General features: G+C 61.9%; 19 protein-coding genes. 11 read left to right on the top strand and 8 right to left on the bottom strand.

The window, feature by feature from the left end; all coding sequences use genetic code 11:
• The first annotated feature begins 1 nt into the window (after position 1).
• Positions 2-904, top strand: coding sequence for an SseB family protein (locus Q4P21_RS03790; protein ID WP_303387518.1), 903 nt, complete (start codon positions 2-4; stop codon positions 902-904).
• A 481-nt stretch (positions 905-1,385) separates the two neighbouring features.
• Here Q4P21_RS03790 and Q4P21_RS03785 read toward each other — a convergent pair whose 3' ends face one another.
• Positions 1,386-1,793 (bottom strand): DUF1844 domain-containing protein, encoded by a 408-nt coding sequence (locus Q4P21_RS03785; RefSeq protein WP_207345029.1) that lies wholly within the window; start codon positions 1,791-1,793, stop codon positions 1,386-1,388.
• Positions 1,794-2,067: 274 nt separating this feature from the next.
• On the opposite strand from Q4P21_RS03785, the gene infC reads away from it, so the two are divergent.
• The 5 genes from infC (at position 2,068) to Q4P21_RS03760 (ending at position 6,080) form a co-directional block, all read left to right on the top strand.
• Positions 2,068-3,207: a translation initiation factor IF-3 gene (infC, locus tag Q4P21_RS03780; protein ID WP_303387517.1), complete on the top strand. Its 1,140-nt coding sequence runs from the start codon at positions 2,068-2,070 to the stop codon at positions 3,205-3,207.
• 103 nt (positions 3,208-3,310) lie between these two features.
• Positions 3,311-3,505: a 50S ribosomal protein L35 gene (rpmI, locus tag Q4P21_RS03775; RefSeq protein ID WP_038467906.1), complete on the top strand. Its 195-nt coding sequence runs from the start codon at positions 3,311-3,313 to the stop codon at positions 3,503-3,505.
• 108 nt (positions 3,506-3,613) lie between these two features.
• A complete protein-coding gene (gene rplT / locus Q4P21_RS03770; protein ID WP_054010475.1) occupies positions 3,614-3,997 on the top strand; it encodes a 50S ribosomal protein L20 in 384 nt (127 codons plus the stop codon).
• A gap of 67 nt (positions 3,998-4,064) precedes the next feature.
• The gene (locus tag Q4P21_RS03765; RefSeq protein ID WP_303387516.1) at positions 4,065-4,976 is read left to right on the top strand and encodes an RNA methyltransferase; all 912 of its coding nucleotides are present in this window, start codon (positions 4,065-4,067) and stop codon (positions 4,974-4,976) included.
• Positions 4,977-5,093: 117 nt separating this feature from the next.
• The gene (locus tag Q4P21_RS03760; protein WP_303387515.1) at positions 5,094-6,080 is read left to right on the top strand and encodes a cation diffusion facilitator family transporter; all 987 of its coding nucleotides are present in this window, start codon (positions 5,094-5,096) and stop codon (positions 6,078-6,080) included.
• On the opposite strand, the gene Q4P21_RS03755 is transcribed toward Q4P21_RS03760, so the two are convergent.
• Both Q4P21_RS03755 and Q4P21_RS03750 read right to left on the bottom strand, forming a co-directional pair.
• Positions 6,077-7,279 (bottom strand): cation:proton antiporter, encoded by a 1,203-nt coding sequence (locus Q4P21_RS03755; RefSeq protein WP_303387514.1) that lies wholly within the window; start codon positions 7,277-7,279, stop codon positions 6,077-6,079. The two genes, Q4P21_RS03760 and Q4P21_RS03755, sit on opposite strands and share 4 nt — an antisense overlap.
• Before the next feature lie 126 nt (positions 7,280-7,405).
• On the bottom strand, positions 7,406-8,620 hold the full coding sequence (locus Q4P21_RS03750) for an MFS transporter (RefSeq protein WP_303387513.1): 1,215 nt from the start codon (positions 8,618-8,620) through the stop codon (positions 7,406-7,408).
• A gap of 144 nt (positions 8,621-8,764) precedes the next feature.
• Here Q4P21_RS03750 and Q4P21_RS03745 point away from each other — a divergent pair, with 144 nt between their 5' ends.
• Both Q4P21_RS03745 and Q4P21_RS03740 read left to right on the top strand, forming a co-directional pair.
• Positions 8,765-9,187: a (deoxy)nucleoside triphosphate pyrophosphohydrolase gene (locus Q4P21_RS03745; protein ID WP_303387535.1), complete on the top strand. Its 423-nt coding sequence runs from the start codon at positions 8,765-8,767 to the stop codon at positions 9,185-9,187.
• Positions 9,188-9,277: 90 nt separating this feature from the next.
• Positions 9,278-9,469, top strand: a complete 192-nt coding sequence (locus Q4P21_RS03740; RefSeq protein ID WP_207345025.1) for a DUF5302 domain-containing protein — start codon at positions 9,278-9,280, stop codon at positions 9,467-9,469.
• Positions 9,470-9,514: 45 nt separating this feature from the next.
• On the opposite strand, the gene Q4P21_RS03735 is transcribed toward Q4P21_RS03740, so the two are convergent.
• Positions 9,515-10,651 (bottom strand): Rv2578c family radical SAM protein, encoded by a 1,137-nt coding sequence (locus Q4P21_RS03735; RefSeq protein ID WP_303387512.1) that lies wholly within the window; start codon positions 10,649-10,651, stop codon positions 9,515-9,517.
• Between the two features lie 197 nt (positions 10,652-10,848).
• Between Q4P21_RS03735 and Q4P21_RS03730 the strand changes: the two genes are divergently transcribed.
• Positions 10,849-12,348, top strand: a complete 1,500-nt coding sequence (locus Q4P21_RS03730; protein ID WP_303387511.1) for a long-chain fatty acid--CoA ligase — start codon at positions 10,849-10,851, stop codon at positions 12,346-12,348.
• A gap of 43 nt (positions 12,349-12,391) precedes the next feature.
• Here the strand turns inward: Q4P21_RS03730 and Q4P21_RS03725 are convergent, their stop codons facing one another.
• Genes Q4P21_RS03725 through Q4P21_RS03710 form a run of 4 tightly spaced genes read right to left on the bottom strand, consistent with a single transcriptional unit; the run spans position 12,392 to position 14,854 of the window.
• Positions 12,392-13,042: an SIMPL domain-containing protein gene (locus Q4P21_RS03725; protein ID WP_303387510.1), complete on the bottom strand. Its 651-nt coding sequence runs from the start codon at positions 13,040-13,042 to the stop codon at positions 12,392-12,394.
• Complete coding sequence (locus tag Q4P21_RS03720) at positions 13,039-13,569, bottom strand: hypothetical protein (protein WP_303387509.1); 531 nt, start codon at positions 13,567-13,569, stop codon at positions 13,039-13,041. Before Q4P21_RS03720 ends, Q4P21_RS03725 begins: the two co-directional genes overlap by 4 nt.
• Positions 13,563-14,099, bottom strand: a complete 537-nt coding sequence (locus Q4P21_RS03715) for a hypothetical protein (RefSeq protein ID WP_303387508.1) — start codon at positions 14,097-14,099, stop codon at positions 13,563-13,565. Before Q4P21_RS03715 ends, Q4P21_RS03720 begins: the two co-directional genes overlap by 7 nt.
• A gap of 38 nt (positions 14,100-14,137) precedes the next feature.
• The gene (locus tag Q4P21_RS03710; protein ID WP_303387507.1) at positions 14,138-14,854 is read right to left on the bottom strand and encodes a hypothetical protein; all 717 of its coding nucleotides are present in this window, start codon (positions 14,852-14,854) and stop codon (positions 14,138-14,140) included.
• 185 nt (positions 14,855-15,039) lie between these two features.
• On the opposite strand from Q4P21_RS03710, the gene pheS reads away from it, so the two are divergent.
• On the top strand, positions 15,040-16,125 hold the full coding sequence (gene pheS, locus Q4P21_RS03705; protein WP_303387534.1) for a phenylalanine--tRNA ligase subunit alpha: 1,086 nt from the start codon (positions 15,040-15,042) through the stop codon (positions 16,123-16,125).
• Positions 16,126-16,128: 3 nt separating this feature from the next.
• The coding region (gene pheT / locus Q4P21_RS03700) for a phenylalanine--tRNA ligase subunit beta (protein WP_303387506.1) at positions 16,129-18,668 on the top strand (2,540 nt) is incomplete at its 3' end.

Below are 18,668 nucleotides of genomic sequence, written 5' to 3'. Positions count from 1 at the left end.
CATGTCTGAAAAACCTGCGGCCGGACCGCCCCAAAAACATTTGCCTGGCCACATTGCCGCAGCCTTGGCAGGTGCTGGCGGTGCCACTGATTCTGCTGGCCAGCCCTGGGCTGGACGGGACCTGCCGGCGCAGGAAAAGTATCACAACTTCGACGCGGACGACGGCGCCGTGGACGCCGGCTATGCCGCAGCGGTGGCCGGACTTGCCGCAGGGGATGGCACTGAAGCGCAGGTTGTTGCATCACTCGCCACGGCGCGTGTTTTCATCCCTATCGTGGCCCAACTGGCCGAGCAGACGGTGGGGGAGAACGGACTGGTTTCCGACAAGGAATCCGACATGGCGCTGGTGACTCTCCAGGGCCCGGATGGGCGTAAAGCACAGCCGGTCTTTTCCCATGCAGACGCCTTGACCCGGTGGCATCCCGAGGCTCGGCCAGTGGCCGTCTACGCTGCCCGGGCCGCGTTGTCGGCAGTGTCGGAGGGATCACAACTACTGGTTCTCGATCCAGGTTCAGAGCACCCCTTTGTGGTGCGACGGCCCGCGCTGTGGGCATTGGCTCAACAGCATCACTGGTTGCCCAGCTATGCGGATCCTGCTGTAGCGGTCGTGCTGGAGGAGTCACTGGCGGCACTGGGCCACGCAAGCGTGGTTGCTGTTTCGGCCAGTGCCGGGGAGGGCATAAAATCACAATGGACCACAGGCTCCCTTGGATCAGGGTTTGTTGTCCCCGGCGGCGGCACCGGCCCGGAACTGTGCGTCACACTGACCTTGGAGCCTGGACTTGATCAGGCTTCAGTGAACAACCTGCTGAGCTTCCTGCAGAATTTCTGGGCACAGAATGAAGTCTTTGCGCAAGCAGTTGACTCGGTGCAGATCCGACTCCGCCACCCAGCCCCGAAATAACTACTTCATTGGGGTGCTCGCCCACGTCCCCCACGCAGCAGCTGTCATAGTGCTGACTCTGCCCGTGGTGCAGACCATGCACCTGGGGTATGCCGGTGTCGAAATCGTCGCTGTTGCCATTGGCGGGCACCGCTGCGGGGATGGTTGTCACCATGCGCCACAACGACAGCGTGGGGATCTTGGAACAGTATTCCGCCACTGGTGCAGTACTTCGATCGGCATCGCATTGGCAGCGGCCGGCCGTCGTCCGCCCTGCAAAAATGCCGCCGTTTGACGGAAATGCCATAGTACAAACCCTGGCAATTCCGGCAAACGGCGGCATTTCTAGTGACAGCATCTGGAGTGAGCCAGTTGGGCCCACAGCTCCGAGGGGCCCCAAGGGGGTACGCGCCAGCGGCCATTGCGTTTTGGTTGGGCCCACAGCTCCGAGGGGCCCCAAGGGGGTACGCGCCAGCGGACCGCCTTGGGGAGGAGCTGGGGACTAGTTGACGGCGCCGGTGAACTTCTCGCCCGGGCCCTTGCCCGGTGCGTCCGGGATGCTGGAAGCTTCGCGGAAGGCCAACTGCAGGGCGCGCAGGCCATCGCGCAAGGGGCCGGCGTGCTGGCTGCCGATTTCGGGGGCTGCAGCCGTGATGAAGCCAGCCAGTGCGGTGATGAGCTTGCGGGCTTCATCCAGGTCTTTTAGTTCCTCGGCGTTCTCCCCCTCAGCGAGCCCGCACTTGACTGCTGCTGCGCTCATGAGGTGGACGGCCGCCGTCGTAATGACTTCCACGGCCGGAACTTCGGCAATGTCACGCATGACCGAGGCTGCTTGTGCATCGCTCAGGGCCTCCTCCGGGGCGGCCTGAAAGGTGTTGCGGGTGTCCGAATTATTATCTGAGCTACTCATACTGCTAAGCTTGTCATAGACCGACTCGATGCTGTTATTTGTTAGTGCCTGAAAGATGAAAATCACTTGGGCGCACAAGGCGCAGCAATGAGTTTGCAAGTGGAGTCCTCTCCCACCTTTCGACCCGTTCATGGCGTTGTCTGGTTCCGGTCGGTGCCGTCCCCTTGGGGCAGGCAGGTCCTTTTCGAGGGATCCCGCGCCGATCAATTCGAGGCCTCCACTGCATCAGCAGATCGGAGGCCTTCTTCGTTGCTGATGGTATTCACCTTTTCTTATGCAACAGGAGCTACAGATTAGCGAGCCACGCATCAATGATCGAATCCGCGTCCCCGAGGTGCGGTTGGTTGGGCCAGCAGGCGAACAAGTTGGGGTTGTCCGCATTGAGGATGCCCTCCGTTTAGCAGCAGAGTCCGACTTGGATCTGGTTGAAGTAGCGCCGACGGCCAAGCCGCCGGTCTGCAAACTGATGGACTTCGGCAAGTACAAGTACGAAGCCGCAGTCAAGGCTCGCGAAGCCCGTAAGAACCAGACCAACACCGTCTTGAAGGAAATCCGTTTCCGCCTCAAGATCGACAAGCACGACTACGAGACCAAGCGCGGGCATGCACTGCGCTTCCTCGGTGCCGGTGACAAGGTCAAGGCCATGATCCAGTTCCGTGGCCGCGAGCAGCAGCGCCCGGAAATGGGTATCCGCCTCCTGCAGAAGTTCGCCGAAGGTGTTGCCGAGGTTGGCATCATCGAGTCGAGCCCGCGCATTGACGGCCGCAACATGGTCATGGTCATTGGTCCCTTGAAGAACAAGGCTGAAGCCAAGGCTGAGGCGCGCCGCAACCAGCAGCGTGCAGATGCCAAGGCACAGAACGAGGCAGTAGCCAATGGAACGGCCCGCGTTGACGTGGACCGCGACAACAAGGCGCCTATGACGCAGTCCCTTGCGGAACTGCTCCCTGACGGTTTGCACCTGACGGACGCCGCCGAAACTCCCGCCGCCCAGGCAGTCGAAGCGACTCCTGCACCGGTCGTTGAAGCAGCTCCCGAAGCGTCTGCCCCCGTGGCCACCGCTGAAGTTGCCGCTCCGGCAGAGACTCCGGCCCCCGCCGTCGTGCCTGCCCAGGCTGCTCCCGTCAAGGCTGCACCTGTGAAGGCTGCTCCCGCCAAGGTTGCGCCGGTCAAGGCAGCTGCTCCGAAGGTGGCAGCCCCCAAGGCTGCAGCTAAGCCGGTCGTTGCACCTAAGCCAGTTGCCGCGCCGAAGCCTGTTGCCGCAAAGCCCATCCCCATGCCCAAGCCGATGGCCAAGCCTGTTGCTGCAAAGCCTGCAGCCAAGCCCGCCGCCAAGGCAGCAGCAAAACCGGCCGCCAAGCCTGCCTCCGCAAAGAGCGCAGCAGCGACCGATTCCCCCAACTCGGCTGAATAAGGTATTTCCTTTTCAGCGGTGAATACACCCACACAGTGACCCAACCGGTCGCTGCAAGAGAACCACAGGCAGCGCCGGTGGATACGTAAGGAGACAGGTCCTCATGCCTAAAATGAAGACACATAGTGGTGCGAAGAAGCGATTCAAGCTGACCGGTTCCGGTAAGCTGCGTCGCCAGCAGGCCAACCGCCGCCACTACCTGGAGCACAAGCCCTCCAGCTTGAAGCGCCGCCTGAAGGGTGACCTGTTGGTTGCCAAGGCAGATGTGCGCAACATCAAGAAGATGCTCGGCATCTAATTTCGCAAGTCAATCGGTGTGATTCCCACTTTCGGGGTTGACACCATTTCATCAAAGCCTTCCCTGGCATGATTGGCTTGGGATCTTTAAACTTGAAGGAGTACGCACGTGGCACGTGTGAAGAGGGCTGTAAATGCCCACAAAAAGCGTCGGGTTGTTCTTGAGCGCGCAAAGGGTTACCGCGGACAGCGTTCACGCCTTTACCGCAAGGCCAAAGAGCAGCTGCTGCACTCGTTTGTATACAGCTACGGTGACCGCCGCAAGCGCAAGGGTGACTTCCGTCGCCTGTGGATCCAGCGCATCAACGCTGCATCACGCGCCAACGGCCTGACCTACAACCGTTTGATCCAGGGCCTGAAGGCTGCTGAGATCGAGGTTGACCGTCGCATGCTGGCCGACCTGGCCGTCAACGACGCCGGTGCCTTCGCTGCGCTGGTCAAGATCGCCAAGGCTGCACTGCCTGCTGACACCTCAGCGCCGGTCGCCAAGTAATTACAGTTTTGCCTTTGGGAACGCATCAGTTCCCGATTCCTGTGAAGTGGCTGCTACAGTCCTAAGCATGAGTGAACCCGGGCGCCCGCCAGCAGAAGCAATGACCAATCCTCGAGCAGATCGAGTGAGGGACGTAGCCAAACTGGTAGGGCGCTCGGGCCGTTTAAAGCGCCGCCAGTTCCTTGCAGAGGGGCCTCAGGCCGTGCGGGAAGCCCTGCGGGCGCATCGCGAATGCCTTGCAGCGGGTGGAACGCCCGTGGTGGAGGCCCTGTATGCCACGATCGAATGCCTGAAAAAGCATCCCGATCTTTTCGAATCAGCTTCCGCGCCGGGTGCACGCCTGCAAGTGCGCATAGCCAGTGAACTGGTGCTGGCCGCCATGACTGACACCGTATCCCCTCAAGGCGTGCTGGCCGTTTGCAATTTTGTGGACGTTCCCCTAGAGGAAGTCTTCGCTGCGAAACCCAAGCTGATCGCCATGCTCGTGCAGGTGCGCGACCCTGGCAATGCCGGCACCGTGTTGCGGGCAGCGGACGCCGCCGGGGCCGACGCCGTGATCTTCTCCCACTCCAGCGTGGACATCTACAATCCAAAAGCGGTGCGCTCCACCGCCGGCTCCTTGTTCCACCTCCCTGTTGTGTTGGGTGCCGACCTTGCCGAGGTAGTGGCTGCTGCGAAGGCTGCGGGCGTGGGCACCCTCGCCGCAGACGGCTACGGCCAGTTGAACCTCGACTTGCTGCAGGATGAGAGTGCTGCACGGTCCTTTGACCAGCAGATCCCGGACTCCACCTATTCGCTGGAGGAGCCGACTTTGTGGCTCTTTGGCAACGAAGCGCAGGGGCTCGCAGGTGAGGAGAAGGCTCTGGCGGACCACCGCGTGGCAGTGCCCGTGTATGGGGCAGCAGAATCCCTGAATCTGGGAACAGCCGCCACGGTGTGCCTGTATGCCAGTGCCCGGGCGCAACGCCGAGCGCTCTAGCGCGAGTATTGCTGCAATACAAGGCAGCGCGACACGGTAGAATTCTTTTCGTCATGGGCATGAGGTCATGCCTATTTCGGTGTGCCAGCAGGGCCGCCGTGAACGAGGGGAACCACTGTGTCTCATGAAGGCGGCAACAAGGCCATAGTTGCGGCACTTGTTGCCAATTTGTCCATTGCGGTGTTGAAGTTCCTGGCGTATTTTTTGACGTTGTCGTCATCGATGCTGGCAGAAGGCATTCACTCCGTGGCCGATTCAGGGAACCAACTGTTGTTGTTGTTGGGCGGCAAGAAGGCCAAGCGCCAGGCCAGCCCGGAGCACCCTTTCGGTTACGGCCGCGAACGATATTTTTATGCTTTCGTCGTCTCCATCGTCCTCTTTAGCGTCGGTGGGCTCTTTGCGCTGTACGAGGCCTATGAGAAGTTTCAACACCCACACGGTATGGACCCGCAATGGGCGTGGGTACCCCTGGCGGTGCTGGTAGGTGCCATCGCCTTGGAAGGACGCTCCTTCTTCGTGGCCATTAAGGAATCCAACACAGCCCGGGGCAAGCACAGTCTTGTGCAGTACATCAAGTCTGCCAAGGCCCCCGAGCTGCCGGTGATCCTGCTGGAAGATGCGGCAGCACTTGTGGGCCTGGTCTTTGCACTCTTCGGCGTAACCCTGACGATCATCACCGGCAACGGTTTATGGGATGCGGCCGGAACTGCGTTGATTGGTCTGCTGCTGGTGTGCGTGGCGGTCATCCTTGCACTTGAGACCAAGTCGCTGTTGTTGGGGGAGTCAGCCACGGTGGAGGACGTCCGCGCGGTTGAAGCGGCATTGGTGGGCCCTGGCGTCAGCAAGATCATCCACCTGAAGACGCTGCACTTGGGGCCGGAGGAACTTCTGGTGGCTGCTAAGATCGCCGTCTCGGAGTGTGAAACCGGCGCACAGATTGCCACGGCCATCAATGACGCAGAGAAGCGTGTCCGGGCAGCAGTGCCCATTGCCAAGGTCATCTATTTGGAGCCGGACATTTACTCCGCGGTACGTGCCCAAGAGCTTGGGCAAGACGCCGCTGGCGTAGTTCCGGGCGGCACTGATCCCGAAATTCTGCCCTAAACAGTCTCAGGGGATTGATCCGTGCCGGCATGCCTTCCGCGCTGGCGTTGGAACAATGCAAGAGCGGGGAACAGCAGTACCGAAAGCATGCCTGCACCCACCAACGCGGTGGCACTGCTCGCGGGCAAATAACCGCTGTCTCGCCCGATGACACCGATGGCAACGATGAGGGGCAAACCCGTGGCACTAAAAAAGACCATGGACCAGCGGTCTAGCCGGGGTGAGCCTGCGGGGGCGACCAAAAGATTGGGCAGCCCGCGAACCATGAGCAGTAGTATCAGGAAGATCGGGACCATGGCCATGGTGAACCAATTCTTCAGCAGCGCGTCAAGATCAAAAGTGATACCAGTGTTAATGAAGAACACCGGTATTAGAAAGCCAAAGGCGACAGCATCAAGCTTGGTTTCCACAACGGCTGCGTCACTTTGATCGGCGCTTGAAATAAAGACCCGCCAGAGGATGCCGCTGGCAAATGCCCCCAGCAGCAGATCCAGACCAAAGACAGTGCTGAGGGCAACAGCACCGGCAACGATCAGCAACATCAACCGCACCCCAAACTGGGCACTGGTGTGCAGGGTCGAGGCACTCAACCGGTGAAAGTGCCCATGGTAGCCCTTGTTGGTCAACCAAAGTGACAGCGCTGTGATGAGGAAAAAGATCAGGAGGAACACGGCTGACGCACCAAAATCACGGCCGCTGAGGAACAGTGAGATGGCAAGCAGCGGGCCAAACTCACCCACGGTTCCGACAGCGGCAATTGCCAGGCCGAGGACAGTTTTGGATTCACCGGCGTCACGCAATATCGGCAGCAGGGTCCCCAAGGAGGTTGTGGCCAAGGCGATCCCAATGAAAATGGCTGCCTCGATTGTGGGGCCGATGAGCAACCCTGCAGCAACACCACCACTGATTGATATGAGCCACGCCAAGCTGGCCCGACGCAGCGGCCTGCCGTTGATGGCTTTGAAGTTCATCTCAATGCCAGCCATGAAAAACAGCATGGCCAGCCCGAAGTCAGCGAGCGTCTCAATGAAATCGGTTGGTTTCACCCACCCGAGCAACGCAGGGCCAACCACAATTCCCAAGACAATTTCAAACACGATAAGTGGAACTTTGATGATTTTGTTAACTAGCGCAGAGAGCAGGGGCGAGGCGGCTGCGATGAACGCAACAACGGCAATGCTGATCGGTAGGTCCAACATGGGACTGTCCTCTGTGTGGCAAACGTCCGGCGCGGCAGGTCGAGGCGGTCGCAGGAGCTCTCAGGCAATGCCCCAATGGCAGTCATTTGGCCCGTAGGACAATGATAGTCCCAGCGTAATGGACAGTTAGCTGGCTAGCCGTTTACTGCCGGTCTTGTCCAGCAACCCGCTGAAAAGGGCAATCGCCAGACCCAGCACGGCAAGCACCGCACCCACCAGCGCCGGGGCGGTGAATCCCCAACCCCAGGTGATGACGAGACCGCCCACAAAGGCGCCCAGGGCATTGGCCATGTTCAGTGCTGAGTGGTTCAGTGAGGATGCCAGCGTCGGGGCGCCGGGTGAAACATCGAGCAGGCGGGTTTGCAGGGACGGCACGAGCATGGACCCGGACGCTCCGATGACGAAGATCATGAGCAGCGCCATCCACTGGATGTGAACCGTAGCTGCGTAAATTACCAGGATCACGGCGATGAATCCCATCATGGCGTAAATGCTGCCCATGACGGACCAGTCCGCCATCCTGCCGCCAATGTAGCTGCCAGCCACCATGCCCAAGCCGTAGAGCCCCACTATGACGGGCAGGAAGTCGGAGGCAAAGCCTGCCACATCGGTCATGGTGTTGGCGACGTAGGTGTAAACGGCAAAGAAGCCGCCGAAGCCAACAACGCCCACCAGCAGAGTCAGCCAGACCTGGCCGCGACGCAATGCACTGAGTTCGCGCCGCAGGCTGGCGTCGGGATGTGCCTTTTGGGCCGGGATGAAGAACGCGATGGACACGATGGTGATGACACCAATGATGCCCACCAGCACGAACAGCCAGCGCCAGCCAAATTGCTGTCCCACAAAAGTGGCGAGTGGAACACCGAGCACATTGGCCACCGACAAGCCCATCATGACCATTGAGATGGCCCGCCCGCGCTTGGTGGGAGCCACGAGGGACGCCGCCAATACGGCGGCCACACCAAAGAACGCGCCGTGCGGCAAGCCGGCAATGAAACGGGTAACGAGCAAAGTGGAGTAGTCCTGGGCAAAAACTGAGAGTAGGTTGCCCACGGTGAAGAGCGCCATCAGCCCCAGCGCGAGTGCCTTGCGCGGCATTTTTGCGCCAACGGCCACAAGCAGCGGTGCACCCACGACGACACCCAACGCGTAGGCGGAAATCACATGTCCAGCCGTGGGCACGCTGACCCCCACACCTTCAGCAACGTTGGGCAGCAGTCCCATCATGGCAAATTCGGTGGTGCCGATGCCAAAACCGCCGATGGCCAGGGACAGGATTGCCCACGCAACAGCGTTCGGTGAGGACGTTTTGGCATCGTGCTGAGTCTTATGCAGGGTCATGAAGCAACTTTCGCAGGGTGATTTTCCTTCGCTGCCACGAAGGTGCCGGGCACGTGGAGCCGGCACAACGGTGCTGGGCCGCGTCGGGCACGGCAGCAAGAGGCAGCCTCCAGTCTAGTTCGTTACTAGACTGGCCTGGTGACGATGAAAAAGCAGATAGTTGGCGCCGCATTAGTGGATTCCCTTGAACGCCCTGAGAAGCTTCTGGCTGCCCGACGTACGGCACCACCGGAGTTCGCGGGCATGTGGGAATTCCCCGGCGGCAAGGTGGAAACGGGGGAGACCCCGCAGCAGGCGCTGCACCGGGAATTGACGGAGGAGCTGGGCGTCACGGCCACCTTGGGCAGCGAACTGCAATGTCCGACGTCGAATGGCTGGCCCTTGAATGCCAACGCCGCAATGCGCGTGTGGCTGGCACAGGTGACGGACGGAACTCCGGAGCCGTTGGAAGACCACGACCTGCTCCAATGGGTTGAGTTGGACGGTACGGAAATCCTTGGGCTGGAATGGATACCTGCCGACCTGCCCATCGTGCAGGCATTGGTCGCTTTCGCAGCCCACCAATAATTTCGGCTTCCATAAAACGGCTCCCGCGGGTGTTGAAAAGCTGCCCGCTTGTGCCACACTGGGGTTTGAAGACCCCAAGGAGGTTGTGACATGACGAGTGAGAACCACAGCGAGCAAACCCCTACCGGTGCCAGTGAAGAAACGAAGGAAAAGTTTCGGCAGGCCCTGGAAAACAAGAAGAACAAGCAGCATGGCAGCGTGGAAGCAGCCAATGATTCCAAGATCAATGCCTCACATGGTGCGGCAAGCCACAAGCGTGAATTCCGCCGCAAGAGCGGATAGTCCCAGGGTTTGATGCCCCGCTAAGTGGTCCCAGTGATCAGTGCTTTAGAACAGCGTGGGGGCAGGGTCGGAAAAGGCGGGTTTCCTTACGGGGATGCCCGCCTTTTCCGACGGTCGCGGAACAGTGACCCCGGCGCTGTGGGAATCCGTTGGCGGCAGGCTGCCTGCAGGGTACCTTGCTTCCTCGTGCCGGGGATTGTGGATGAAACCAGAGGTGGTGAACCCGTTGCGAACCTTCGCCTCGTTGACCCTGGCCGCCAGCCATTGCCGGTACTCCTTGGAAGCGTAGGCACCATTTCCATAGAGGCGCTGGTAGCTGTCCACCAGGGCCGGATAATGGCGCGCCAACCACTGCATGAACCATTCACGGGTGCCGGGGCGCAGAAACAACGCGCCGGCGCTCACCCCTGTGGCCCCGGCGCGCGCCAGAGCTGCGAATAAGGCATCCAATTCCTCCTGGGAATCAGTGAGCCACGGCAGGATGGGCATGGCCATGACACCGCATGGCAACCCTGCATCGCGTAACTTGCCGATCAATGCCAGCCGGGCCTGGGGCGCAGGGGTGCCCGGTTCCAGTGCCTGAGCCAGCCCTTCATCGAGCAGGGCCAAGGAAATGCCGACACCGACACTGACTTGCTGTCCTGCAGCGCGCAGCAGCGGAACATCGCGGGCCAATAGCGTGCCCTTGGTCAAAATGGAAAAAGGTGTGCCGGAATCAGCCAGGGCGCCGATGACTCCAGGCATGAGCTTGTAACGTCCCTCGGCCCGTTGGTATGGATCGGTGTTGGTCCCCAGCGCCACATGCTCACGCTGCCATGAGGGCTTGTGCAGTTCCTTGCGGAGCACCTCAGCCACGTTGACCTTCACAACAATCTGCGAGTCAAAGTCCTGGCCCGGATCGAAGTCAAGGTAGCTGTGGCTTTTGCGGGCAAAGCAGTACACGCAGGCGTGGGAGCAGCCACGGTAGGGGTTCACTGTCCAGCTAAACGGCATGGAAGAAGTGGGCGGGACCTTGTTCAAGGCCGACTTCGCGATGACCTCATGAAACGTGATGCCGGCAAACTCGGGAGTGGTGACACTTTTGACCAAGCCGGAGATGGGAAGCTGCGGCGTGGCCGTGCCTTCCGCCTCGGTTTGGTCCGGGAAGAGGGGCTGGCTGAGCTCTTGACGTATCCACCGCATAGAATTATTAGAACATATATTCGATGTCGGAGGCAATGAAGAATGCTTGAAATATTTGTTACTCACGAGTAGGAATGTGCTGCATATCACTGGAAGTAGCACTATGGTTGAAGAACTGGGCCATGGCGCCCTACTGCCGGGCCTAGACGCAAACCGTTGCGTAGGCTACCGGAAAACTTCACCACCAAGGAGCGGATATGACGAACCTGGCCACCATCGTGGGCACCTCTGCACAAAGCAATCCCGCGGGAGTCGCCATCAAATTGGATGACATTGAAATCTCCTTCGGAGCCTTGGAGATGGTCAGTGCCAAAGTGGCAGGCCTGCTGGCTGCGAACGGGGTGAAGCCTGGAGACAGGGTGGCGCTCATTTCACCAAATCTGCCGCAAATGCCGCCGCTGTACTACGGGATCCTGCGCTACGGCGCCGTTGTCGTGCCACTGAACCCGCTGCTGAAGTCCCGGGAAGTTGAATACCACTTGGCAGATTCAGGCGCCACCCTTGCCTTCGCCTGGGAGGGGTCCATGGGTGAGGTAGCCGCTGCTGCTGCCGTCACGGGAACCCACACCATCGCGATCGACGCAGCACTCATGGGCGTCGTGTCTGCGGCTGAAGCCATCACAGAGGTGGCACCGGCAGAGGTGGATGACACCGCCGTCATTCTTTACACTTCGGGAACCACCGGCAAGCCTAAGGGGGCGGAGCTCACGCATGGCAATCTGTTAAGCAACGCCGTCCTGTCAACGAAGTTGTTCAGCATTGTGCCCGGGGACGTGATCTTCGGCGGGCTGCCGTTCTTCCACGTATTTGGTCAAACCTGCGCGTTGAACGCGGCCGTGCTCGGCGGGGCAACCGTGACCCTCCTGCCCAAGTTCGAACCCGTCAAGGCCCTGGAAATCATCCAGCGGGACAAGGTCACCATTTTTGAGGGCGTTCCCACCATGTACATCGCACTGCTGCGCGCCCCGGGAAGGGAAAACTTCGACGTCTCCAGCCTGCGCGTGGCTGCGTCGGGCGGCTCGGCGCTGCCTGTGGAAATCCTGCACGAATTTGAGCAGACGTTCGCTGCAACCCTGCTGGAGGGCTACGGGCTCTCCGAAACGTCCCCTGTGATCTGTTTCAACCAAGTGGATGGAATCCGCAAAGCCGGCTCCATCGGCACGGTGGTGGATGGAGCGCAGCTGAAAGTGGTGGATGACGACGGCAATGAAGTCCCCGCGGACACGGTCGGGGAAATTGTCGCCGCAGGAGGCTACATCATGAAGGGGTACTGGAAGAACCCGGAGGCTACTTCGGCCACCATCCGGGACGGCTGGTTCTTCACCGGCGACCTCGGCCGCAAGGACGACGAAGGTGTGTTCTTCATCGTCGACAGGAAGAAGGACATGATCCTGCGCGGCGGCTACAACATCTACCCGCGGGAAGTGGAGGAAGTCCTCTACGAGCACCCCGCCGTCGCTGAGGCTGCCGTTATTGGCAGGCGCGACGACGTCCACGGCGAAGAGGTTGTCGCCGCCGTTTCGCTTAAGGAAGGTGCAGACGGGGCCGAGAACCCCGAGGCCCTCGCCGCTGACATTCAGGAGTTCGTCAAGGCGCGGGTGGCTGCCTACAAGTATCCGCGCAAGATTGTCATCATGGACGCGCTACCCAAGGGCCCCACAGGGAAGATCCTCAAGCGCGAAATCACCATTTCCTAAACCGGGCTGCGGGCTAGCCGGCCGGCCGCCGGTCAGCCGCAGGCTATTCCAGGAGCCAGGTCACCGTGACGGCCAGTGAGACGTCGCTGTGGCCTGGTTCAATGGCCATGGCACTGTCGCGGCCCATGGCGGCCAAGGCCATCATGGGCCGCGGCGTCCCATCATGGCCGGCGCTTTCCACCACCCGGGCCACCGCACCCAACGACCGACCTGCCAGTTCGGCGTACAGTTCCCCTGCCCGGCGCGCCTCAGACCAGGCAACGGCCCTCGCTGCATCCTGTGCAGCCGAAGGGTCCGAAACAACAGGGCTCATGCCGTTCAGACGGACACTGTCGCTGCCGGTGTCCACCACTGCGGCAACGACGTCCTCTGCTCCCTGGCCATAACGCAACGCCACGGTCAACGTGCTGGAGACGGTGTAGCCAGTCACGACCGAGCCGGCTCCATCCTGCCAGCGCGTGTCTACCCGGACGTCCAGTGAGGATGAACTGATCACCTCACGGGCCACGTCCATGGACAACAGTTTTGTGCTGACGGCATTCACCGCAGCACTGGCGCTCGCATAGGCTTCGCGCACCGTTGCTCGGGAAGCCTCAATGCCAATGTTGATGTTGAAATAGTCGGGCACGGCGTGGGCCGTTCCCTGGCCGGTCACCGTGACGGTGTTCGTGTTTTCGTTCGGCGGGTCAATCATGGGTGGGTCCTTTTCTCGGATGCGGCATCTTCTGCGGGCTTGAGCGGGGTACGGTGCCAACGGGAATCACGGGATGTGAGCCGCAGAAGCTGAGCCTTGATGGCGGGCAGCCGGGCCACGGTTGGGAGTTCCTGGTATCCGCCACGCTGGAGGCCGGCATTGCGCTCAAAGAAATTCCGGCTGCCGGGATCGCCCGTGCGCCACAGCGACCAGGCTGCGCACGCGGCGTAAAGCGGAAAGAAGGGCAGGCCCAGGCACCAGACGTATTGGCTTGCATGCCCGGCCTCGTGCTCCAGTAGCTCGGGACGGGAGTCAATGAACTCCCTGTCGGCACGGTAGAAAACAACGTTGCCCACCGTGAAGGCCCCGGCAAAGGGAAGTGTGGGCTTGTAGTTGATGCCCAGCAGCAACCCCTGCGGACCCTTCTCCACACGGGTTCGGCTGAGCGTGGCCAGCAACAACCCGGTGGCTGTGGACAGGTTCACTGCGTTGGCGACGGCGCGAATTCGCTGGCTGGCGTTCACCATGGGTTTGTCTTTCCGACAAGGGTAGTGCTGTCAGTGGCGGTGAGCCACGCCAGGGCCTTGGCCGTGTCTGGCTTGGAGTGCTCGCAGCCATCCATCGGCCACTGCACGTTGATTGCCTGGCCGCCAGCATTGACAAGCCACAACTCGGGAACCAGTTCTGCGTAGTCGAGGCAAGACACGTTGTGCGCACGGTCGCTGGGTTCGGCCAGTGCTGCCAGCAGAGAGGTGTAATCGCCGGACAGGAGTTCACTGGTCACAACAGGTTTGATAGTGGTGGTTCCAGTGGAGGGGGAAACCTGCTGCGACCACGTGCAGAGCACCGCATCGACAGGGATGAAACCTTCCGGGACCCGTCCCTTGCGTCCAGTGGAAGGATCGGAGGGGCCGGAACTCCCGCCGACGGCCGTCGAGCAGTCCACGGCGTCCTGCAGTGCCGCCGGTTCCGGCTGGTAGTGGCCAGGCTGGGAGAGGGAAGTGCACGACGACAAAAGCATCGCGGCGGCAGTGGCCGTAATGATTTGGCTGGCCATCTGGCGGCTGGGCCATTTCACCGCCATTGGTGGCCGAGTCACTTTGCCGCCCCTGAAGCTGGCGTCACTGTGGCTGGCCCCGCTGCTGTGGAATCCTCCGAAGGTGTGCCCGGCACAGGGAAATGGAGGATGGTGCTGGAGGTGACGGTGAGATCAGCTAGCGCCTCCATGACACCGGGTTTCGTGAAGTTGCACGCTGTCAGTGGCCACTGGACATGGACCGCCTTTCCTGCGGTGTTGAGAAGCCACAGGTCGGGGACGATTTCCGCCATCGCCGGGCACTCGCCCCGATCCTGATGGTCACTGGGCTGCGCCAGGGCAGTCAGCAAGGGCTCGAAGTCACCGCTGAAGTGCTCCTCAACAATGGTGTAACGGGTATTGGGCTCAGACGTAGGCGACGGGCCGGCAGGCGCCGGCACCGAAGTCCACGACAAGTCCTGGCTGCAGCGCACCACCCCTGCAGCGACGAAGCCGTCGGGAACACTGCCTTTGGAGGACGACGCCGGATCCTCCAGTTCCGCTGCGCCCACACCGGGGACCGCCACCTTGCAGTCATAACTGTCCAAGACAACGGCAGGCTCGGGGACATAGTGGGTGACACCAACGGGAATCAGCCCGCACCCTGCCAAACCCAACACCAGGCTTCCCACCAACAAGCACCCCAGCGCAAGGGGAGCCAACGGCGTACGGCTGGTGGCCGGCGTCGTGCTTGCCAAGTGTTCGCTTCCGAAGCGCAGGACGGGGGAGTTGCTCATGGGGCACAGCGTAGCAAGAGGGCAGCGCGCGCGGGTCACGCATCGGTAAAGACCTGGCCGCGATTGAGCCGGCGGCGGCCTGATTCAAAACAGGCGGGCGCAGTCAACTAGACTAGTTCAGGCGGGAGAAGCTACCCCGCCGCTTACTCGCACACGAGCTTAGGTAAAAACAGTAGATGTCAGAGATGTCCCAGAAGACGGCCGAAACGCCGGAATCAACCACCGAACCACTCCCGGTCCCAGACCCGCTTGACGAAGCCGCCATTGGCACCGCAGTCGAGAACGCGCTCGCAGCCATCGCCGCTGCCACCACGCTCGACGGCCTCAAGGCCGCCCGCCTGGCACACACCGGGGAAAAATCGCCACTGAGCCTGGCCAACCGCGAAATTGGCGGACTGGCCAAGGAGTTCAAGGCCGCCGCCGGCAAGATCATGGGTGCCTCACGCGGTCGTGTTGCCAAGGCGCTCGCAGCCCGCACGGAGGTGCTCGAAGCCGAAGACGCCGCCCGGATCCTTGTCGAGGAGACGGTGGATGTCACCGCCGGACCCCGTCGCCGCCGGGCCGGTGCCCGCCACCCGCTCTCCACCCTGCAGGACCGCGTCTGCGACATCTTCGTGGGCATGGGCTGGGAAATTGCCGAAGGCCCGGAGCTGGAATCGGAATGGTTCAACTTTGATGCGCTGAACTTCGCCCCGGACCACCCGGCTCGCGAAATGCAGGACACGTTCTTCGTGGAACCGCCCGAAGCGCACCTGCTGCTGCGCACCCACACCTCCCCGGTACAGGTCCGCGCCCTGCTCGAACGTGAGCTGCCCGTCTACGTGCTGTGCCCCGGCAAGGTGTTCCGCACTGACGAGCTCGACGCCACGCACACCCCCGTTTTCCACCAGTTTGAGGGCCTGGCCATCGACAAGGACCTCTCCATGGCGGACCTGGTGGGCACGCTGGAGCACTTCACCCGACAGATGTTTGGCGACGAAGCCCGCGTGCGGATCCGGCCGAACTTCTTCCCGTTCACCGAACCCTCCGCCGAGCTGGACATCTGGCACCCCGGCGCCAAGGGCGGCCCACGCTGGATCGAGTGGGGCGGCTGCGGCATGGTCAACCCGAACGTGCTCCGCGCCGCCGGCATCGACCCCGACGAGTACTCGGGCTTTGCCTTTGGCATGGGCATTGAGCGGGCGTTGATGTTCCGCAATGAAGTCGGCGACATGCACGACATGATCGAGGGCGATGTACGTTTCAGCGAACACTTTGGGATGGAGATTTAGTCCGTGCGTATTCCACTGACTTGGCTGCGCGAGTATGCGCAGGTGCCGGCAGGAGCAACTGCCGAAGACGTCATGACCGACCTGGTGAAGGTCGGCTTTGAAGAAGAGGCAGTCCACCGCCCCTCGGATGAGATCAGCGGGCCCATTGTGGTCGGCGTGGTTTTGTCCAAGGAGCCGGAGGCGCAGTCCAACGGCAAGACCATCAACTGGTGCACCGTCCGTGTGGTGCCGGAAGGTACCGAGCAGACCCTGGACATCGAGGGCATCGACCCCTCCGGCGTACAGGGAATCGTGTGCGGTGCGCACAACTTCGAGGTGGGGGACAAGGTTGTTGTCACCCTGCCAGGATCCGTGCTGCCCGGAGACTTCCGTATTACCCCCCGCAAGACCTACGGCCACGTCTCCGCCGGCATGATCGCTTCCGTCCGCGAGTTGGGCATCGGCGAGGACCACGACGGAATCCTGGTTCTGTCCACACTCGGCTTGGACCCGGAAGTAGGCTCCGACGCTCTGGCGCTGCTGGGCCTTGACGACGAAGCCGCTGAAATCAACGTGACCCCGGACCGAGGCTACGTGTTCAGCATCCGTGGCGCCGCCCGGGAATATGCCCACGCCACCGACAGCGTCTTCGTTGACCCGGCCTCCCTCGTGGAGGTCACGCCAGCCACCGGCCCCGGCCATGGCATCCGGCTTGCCGACGAAGCCCCCATCTACGGCAAGGACGGCTGCGACCGCTTCGTGGCCCGCACCGTGCGCGGCATCAATGCGGCGGCGCCCACCCCGATGTGGATGTCCTCGCGCTTGCGCCTGGCTGGCATCCGTTCCCTCTCGCTCCCCGTGGACATTTCCAACTACGTGATGCTGGAACTAGGCCAGCCGCTGCACTTCTACGACGCCGACAAGGTCGCCGGGGAGATCGTGGTGCGCCGCGCCGCTGCCGGGGAAACGCTGAAAACCCTCGACGGCAAGGTCCGCAAGCTCGACCCCGAAGACCTCCTCATCACCGATGACAGCGGCGCCATTGGCGTGGCCGGCGTCATGGGCGGGGCCTCCACGGAGGTCAATTCACAGACCGTCAACGTGCTGATTGAAGCTGCGCACTTTGAGGAAGTCTCCATTGCCCGCTCACGCCGCCGCCACAAGCTGCCTTCGGAAGCTTCCAAGCGCTTTGAGCGCGGCGTCGATCCAGCCGTGGCCGACATCGCCGCGCAGCGTGCCGTGAACCTGCTGGTCGAGCTGGCCGGCGGCACCGAGGACACCACCGCCACGGACGTTGGCACGCCTGCCGTCGCAGGCCCCGTATTCCTCCCGTTGGGGTTCACCTCAGCGCGGATCGGCATTGAGTTCTCGCAGGAGCAGATCATCGGCTCTCTCAGGGACCTCGGCGCCGTCGTGGAAAAGGTCGACGGCGGATATTCCGTCACAGCCCCAAGTTGGCGCTTCGACATGGTCACGAAGGAAGACCTGACGGAGGAAGTGATCCGCTTGGTGGGTTACGAGCTGATCCCCTCCACCCTGCCCACGGCACCTCCGGGCCGTGGCTACTCCCGCACGCAGCAACAGCGCCGCCGTGCCGTTCAGGCCTTGGCAGACTCCGGCCTGACTGAAATTCTGGCCTACCCGTTCGTGTCGAAGGCCTCCAACGAGACTTTCGGCGTGGCCACGGCAGGGCAGGAACGCACAGCTGTGAAGCTCGCCAACCCGCTGAGTGAGGAGTTTGGCTTCCTGCGGACCTCGATCCTGCCTGGCCTGATTGAGATCGCCAAGCGGAACCACTCGCGCGGCTTCCACGATCTGGCTTTGTTTGAGTCCGGACTCGTGTTCCTGCCTTCGGGAAAACTGGGCTCAGGCTCCATTCCGCCGCTGGGTGCCAAGCCGTCCGACGACGTTTTGGACGCACTGGATGAAGGCATTCCGTACCAGCCGTTGACCATGGCCGCAGTCTTCACGGGCAAGGATTCCCCGGCAGCCCCGGGCCATGCCCCGCGTGCGTGGGACTGGGCGGATGCCGTGGATGCAGCCCTCCTTGTCGCCGACGTGACAGGCGTGGATCTTGTTGTGGCGCAGGGTTCGCACCAGGCGTTCCACCCCGGCCGCGCCGCACAGCTGAGCCTGCGCACCGGGGAGGTTGTCGGCTATGCCGGCGAGCTTCACCCGAAGCTGCTGGCCGAACTGAACATGCCTGCCCGCTCGGTGGCCATGGAAATTAATGCCGAAAAGGTGTTTGACGCAGCAGCCGACGTTATTGTGGCCAAGCCCATCTCCACCTTCCCGCTGGCCACCCAGGACGTTGCCCTGGTTGTGCCTGCGGACATTCCCGCGCAGACCGTGCTGGAAACCCTGCGCGAAGGCGCCGGGGAACTGCTTGAGGACGTCGCCTTGTTCGACGAGTACCAGGGCAAGGGCATCCCCGAGGGCCGGAAGTCGCTGGCCTTCGGGCTGCGCTTCCGTGCAACGGACCGCACGCTGACGGCGGACGAGGCTTCGGCAGCCCGCGCGTCGGCCGTGGAACTGGCTGCGGAACGCTTCGGCGCCACACAGCG

The organism is Arthrobacter sp. (assembly GCF_030540645.1).
Taxonomy (GTDB): Bacteria; Actinomycetota; Actinomycetes; order Actinomycetales; family Micrococcaceae; genus Specibacter.
Note: the sequence above shows the minus strand (reverse complement) of the source record. Positions and strands in the feature narration are given on the sequence as shown.